Annotated in this window: 6 protein-coding genes; 2 read left to right on the forward strand and 4 right to left on the reverse strand. The window is 40.2% G+C overall.

What is annotated here, in order from left to right:
- Together AC979_RS05465 and AC979_RS05470 are read left to right on the forward strand one after the other, a co-directional pair.
- Nucleotides 1–1,865: integrating conjugative element protein (locus AC979_RS05465; protein ID WP_049373226.1), on the forward strand; the 1,865-nt coding region annotated here is incomplete at its 5' end.
- 8 nt (nucleotides 1,866–1,873) lie between these two features.
- Nucleotides 1,874–2,236: a hypothetical protein gene (locus tag AC979_RS05470; RefSeq protein ID WP_049373227.1), complete on the forward strand. Its 363-nt coding sequence runs from the start codon at nucleotides 1,874–1,876 to the stop codon at nucleotides 2,234–2,236.
- A gap of 54 nt (nucleotides 2,237–2,290) precedes the next feature.
- On the opposite strand, the gene AC979_RS05475 is transcribed toward AC979_RS05470, so the two are convergent.
- Genes AC979_RS05475 through AC979_RS05490 form a run of 4 tightly spaced genes read right to left on the reverse strand, consistent with a single transcriptional unit; the run spans nucleotide 2,291 to nucleotide 4,323 of the window.
- The gene (locus AC979_RS05475; protein ID WP_049373230.1) at nucleotides 2,291–3,256 is read right to left on the reverse strand and encodes a DUF6685 family protein; all 966 of its coding nucleotides are present in this window, start codon (nucleotides 3,254–3,256) and stop codon (nucleotides 2,291–2,293) included.
- Nucleotides 3,249–3,839: a recombinase family protein gene (locus AC979_RS05480; protein WP_049373231.1), complete on the reverse strand. Its 591-nt coding sequence runs from the start codon at nucleotides 3,837–3,839 to the stop codon at nucleotides 3,249–3,251. The genes AC979_RS05475 and AC979_RS05480 overlap by 8 nt, the downstream gene beginning before the upstream one ends.
- Before the next feature lie 14 nt (nucleotides 3,840–3,853).
- Nucleotides 3,854–4,102: a hypothetical protein gene (locus tag AC979_RS05485; RefSeq protein WP_049373233.1), complete on the reverse strand. Its 249-nt coding sequence runs from the start codon at nucleotides 4,100–4,102 to the stop codon at nucleotides 3,854–3,856.
- 17 nt (nucleotides 4,103–4,119) lie between these two features.
- Complete coding sequence (locus AC979_RS05490; RefSeq protein ID WP_080971314.1) at nucleotides 4,120–4,323, reverse strand: hypothetical protein; 204 nt, start codon at nucleotides 4,321–4,323, stop codon at nucleotides 4,120–4,122.
- Nucleotides 4,324–4,600 lie beyond the last annotated feature (277 nt).

Genomic DNA, 4,600 nt, shown 5'->3' on the forward strand with positions numbered 1-4,600 from the left:
ACAAGGTATTTTATCAAATCGGCGGAGGCTCCGCCGTTATGCCGGCCCCCTCAAGAAAACGCCCTCATGAATTAACCTTAGGTATTGGTTGGAATGCCAATTTAATGTGTGGCAACTTTGACATTAAGACAACAGTAAAGAATCAATTAAACGGGATTACCGAGGGCTTCAAGGACTTAATGGGAAATATTATTCAATCTGCTACCGGTGCGGTTGCTAGTATGCCTGCTATGATTATCCAACGAGCTAATCCACAATTATACGACCTCCTTACCAATGGTGTATTACAAGGCCGCTTAGACTTTGATAATTTAAAAACTTCATGTGAGGAGTTATCAAATAAAGCGGCAGATTACCTTGCTGATTCTGGCTGGAATATGATGGCCAAAAGTCAAAATTACAGTAGTATCGGACAAAATCAAAAGGATGCTAATCTCGCCAAAAAACAAATGGAAGAAGAGGATGGGAAAAATGGTATTCCTTGGATCGGTGGCAAAAAACAAGGTGGTCAAAATCAAGAACCTATCAATGTACTAGGTGGTGTTTTGACCGCAGGCTTTAATATGTCTAACGGTAAACCCGTTACAAATAAATCCGCCATTCCTGACTGTGATGGCTCATTATGTAGCACCTGGCAGTCGCCTAAAGAAGTGGCTGATTGGGGAACTCGTGTATTGGGAGAGTCCATAAAAACTACCTGTACAGTATGTGGTAGCCCATCATCCAAACCAGGAGTAGGTCTTGCTCCACTCATCGAAGAAGAAAACATTGCCTTACTCAATGAATTTCAACGGGTATTGAACACCAAAAATCCGACAGCAGAAGATTTACGGGCAATTAGCTCAACGCAAATGCCGGTAACACGTGGGTTACTTGAGGCATTAAAAGAGGATCCAGATGTAAGATTACTGGCTCCTAGACTAGCCAGTGAAATTGCTATTTCTAGAACATTAGAAAAAGCCTTGTTACTCCGTCGTACGATGCTTACGGGAATGAAAGAGCCTAATGTAGCCAATAACAAGGAAGCCTTGGCAGAAATGGAGAAAAATTTAACCACACTTGACCGTGAAATAGAACAAACTGAAATGGAAATGCGGTTACAACGTCAAATTACAGGTAATACAGCATTAGCTACACTTGAAAAACGAGCTATAGACCGTCAGAAATCACTACAAAATAATAGTCCAGATGATAATGAGAACCGAGCTAAACAACTCAGCGGCAGTGTTGATGATGCACAATCTGACAACAGTAACGAGGGCAATTTCCAAATAGATGACCCACAAATCAACTTACCTATCCCGAATATGAGCGGACTTAATAAATTAAATGGTCTCTGGGGACCTGGCAGCCATGGCCAAGACCCAAGTAGCGGCTCAGGCGCCGGAGGCAGTAGTAGCGCCAACCTGAAAAAATACGAATCTAAGGACGCATACGCTGATGGTCGGGCTACCGTATATCGAACCCCGGATGGTAAGTTAGTTCGCCGGGAAGGAGGCTCACTTGCTTGGAGAAATAATAATCCAGGTAATATTCGAGCCGGTGCATTCGCTAAATCCCTCGGCGCTATCGGCGTCGGCCCGGGCGGATTTGCTATATTCCCAGATGCCGAAACTGGTGCACGCGCCGTAGGGGCACTCATGCGCACCCAAAACTATAAAAACTTGTCGATAGCCGATGCCATTGCCCGCTACGCTCCGCCAAGTGAAAACAATACCGCAGCCTACCAAGCTGCTATTCGTAAACAAACCGGTCTTGACAGCACACGTAAGATGAGTACATTATCTGACGCAGAGCTTGGCCGCGTAGTCAATGCCATTAGACAACATGAAGGTTGGAAAGAAGGCAAAACATCCACTCAATAGGAGCATTTATGATGAAATGTAAAGTGCTATTAACCGCCGTATCATTATTAGTCAGTGCGGGTTATGTATCTGCTGCAAATCCTTCATCGGTTAACTATGATACACCGGTGACACTTGAGGGCACATTAAAGGTAGAAAAAGGCTATCCGATGTTGTATCTCCCGGCACCGATTACCGCAGTTGCCGGAGCAGGCTCTGACGGGCTCTATGATACTTTTAACGGTGCTAAAAAACTTCAAATAGTCTGGGTCGGCGAAAAGCTACCAGCTGGTTGTATGTTGGCCACTGGGTCATTATTTGGTGCGCACACAGCAGATCATAAAACAGATGTATTGATTCAACTCGAATCTTACAAACCTTGCAGTAAATAGGTACTGTTTATAGAAAAGAAAGCGACCTGGATAGGTCGCTTTTTATTTAGCTCATTATCTATGATGTGGATATAAAATTTTTTTCAGTCGTTCTTGTGCACCTAACTGCTGCACAAGCAACGTACAAAAATAGCCATATAAGTCAAGTACACTAGAATTTTTAAACAGATCTATAATCGGAGCGGACTTCTTGTCTGTCCGATAAAAAGCCAACAGTTTTAAGGCCGAATAATCTTTACGATCATTAAAATAACTATCTATTGGTGCAGTAATAAAAGGTACCTTAGAGTTCAATAACGTTTCAAATAATATGCGATATTGCTCTGTATTCTTACTTGAAATCAGGAATATTTCATATTTTGAGAATAAATCACGGAATTTCTGCTCATCAAGATAAGTAATTTCCAGCTTAGCGGTGAGATCTATTTCCTCATCTAATTTATTCGCAATATATCTTGCCGCTGCAAAATGATGACTTCCGCCGGTATTATGCCAGGTAAATGTTTTTGACCATAACTCACAGGAAACAGTTTGTGTGGATTCATGAAAAATCTTGCTCTCATAATGGTTCATATTTTTAGCCAAATTTTCCAATGTGATCTCTGAGATAAGCTCCCGGCTATTTTGCGTAACAACATCATTTAGATCGGAAAAATCACTTAAGCAAGATTTTGAACAACTAACATTCGTTATTGTCTGTATCTCACATTTCCAATCCAAGATCATTTCAGAAGAAAGCAAATTTGTGAACATCGGCAAAAATTCTTGGTTAAATGATGAGCCTATTCTCCCTTCGTATTTTCGATAACGCCACTCAATACAATGCCCGCTAAAAAACTCCCAGAAATAACGTCTCTCTCCGAGAACATTAGATGGTGTAAGTTTAGGCTTAAAGTGAGTCCAGTTCTGTTTAAGTAGGTTTTTAAGGTTATATCTGGTAACTATTGCGGGAGTCGCTCCCCCTAGGAATTGAGAGCATGACAGGAAGAATGGAACAAATTGAGTGGTTAAGTTACTCATTATTAAGACTCCTATATTCACTTTTTAAATTGGCAACCGTTGATCTTGATAATGTATATTTCTTACAGACTTGAGACAAAGAGGCTCCCTTTTCAAAATCTAACATGATTTTAGATTTAATAACAGGTGTCACTTTACGCGGTCTTCCGCCTTTAGCTTCTAAATTACCGGCAGCGATTTTGACTCTTTTACCCTCTTGAGTACGCTCCACAATAAAATTGCGTTCAAGTTCAGCAAAAATGCCCAATAGTTGAATCAATGCCGTTCCCATTGGGTTATCTTGTACTCTCGTATTAATACCTTGCAATATCGCTATAAAGCCAATAGTGTTCTTTTTGAAAAATTCGAGTGTATTTAAACACTGGGTCAGGCTTCGACCTAGACGATCAAGCTTGGTAACAACGACAACATCACCTTCTCGTACATAATTGAGTAATTCATCAATTTGCTCTTTGTTTTGATCTGCCTTTCCGGAATGTTTGCCGGCAAAAATCTTCGTGCAACCGTATTCTTTTAAAAGTCGAATTTGTTCTGTTAAATCTTGCTGTTGTGTAGATACTCGTGCAAAACCAATTAACGCCATAACATTTTATCTCTTTAATTAACACCAACTAACCAACCTCTATATTCGCCATTGAATATAGCTCGACTGATACCTATTTCATTTTTTAAGCAATCTGTCATAGTGTCATAACTAAAAATTACTGTTGATCCAATCCCATTGGATGCCCATTTAAAGCTCACACCATCATTAAGTCCATAACAACGATATAGCATTTTTATGTGTCCACATTGTTCCGGAAATTGTTTCTTTAGTTTTTGAATTAATTTTTCTGATGTATTCATAGTTTATTGCTCAAAACTTAATACTTTGTTCTATCTGAATGAATTAACTCATCAGTAGAAATTACACGATCACCAATAAGAGGTTCAGGTATTTCATTGTTCTCTTCTTCTCTCAATAACTGTTTAAACATATCGCTTCTTTTTCCTTTTCCTACCGTACCCACGACAATAGTATGATTAGAACTTATATCTACTACCTCAACAAATTTCTTGTCTTTCATTGTTATATCCTTATCAAAACTTAACGCAACAAGATTTTGCCTGGGCGCTTTGGCGACCATACTCTTGTTGCAAGCCTCGTGGCGTGTATTTATACAGTATTGATTGGATCCAGGAGTAATCATAATGAAAATAAATCAACTATCTCTAGCTATCGGGGTTGGAATCATGACAATTAGTGTCTCTTCCATCGCTGATAATTACGGCGGGTCTGCCGAAGGAACCGCACTTTACGACAAGGTATTTTATCAAATCGGCGGAGGCTCCGCCGTTATGCCG

Origin of the sequence: Parahaemophilus parainfluenzae, from assembly GCF_001053575.1 — a bacterium.
Taxonomy (GTDB): Bacteria; Pseudomonadota; Gammaproteobacteria; order Enterobacterales; family Pasteurellaceae; genus Haemophilus_D; species Haemophilus_D parainfluenzae_S.